At 66.9% G+C, this 450-nt stretch carries 1 protein-coding gene; it reads right to left on the bottom strand.

The window, feature by feature from the left end:
* Positions 1-450, bottom strand: a 450-nt coding sequence (locus ACLQ2W_RS33890) for an acyltransferase domain-containing protein (protein WP_425791978.1), incomplete at both ends; no start/stop codon positions are given.

The following is a 450-nucleotide window of genomic DNA, read 5'->3' as shown; positions in this document are numbered from 1 at the left end:
CATCAACGGCGAATGGAACGCGTGACTGACCTTCAACTGCCGCGCCTTGCCGCCGCTGTCTCGCCACTGCTGCGCCAACTCCAGCACCAGATTCTGGTCACCGGAGATCACTGTTGAGCGAGGGCCGTTGACCGCCGCGACGCCTACCAGATCGGCGTGCCCGGCAATCAACTCCTGCGCCTCGACGTCGCTGGCGGTCAACGCCACCATGGCCCCACCAGCGGGTAGCGCCTGCATCAGGCGACCCCGCGCGGCCACCACCGCCACCGCATCAGCCAGATCCCACACCCCAGCCACATACGCCGCGCTCAACTCACCAATCGAGTGTCCGGCCAGATACTGCGGCACCACCCCCCACGAGCCCACCAACCGGTACAACGCCACCTGCACCGCGAACAACCCCGCCTGCGTATACACCGTCTGATCCAACAGCTCCGGCTCGCCCGCGAC

This window comes from Micromonospora sp. DT227 (assembly GCF_049841835.1).
GTDB lineage: Bacteria > Actinomycetota > Actinomycetes > Mycobacteriales > Micromonosporaceae > Micromonospora.
Note: the sequence above shows the minus strand (reverse complement) of the source record. Positions and strands in the feature narration are given on the sequence as shown.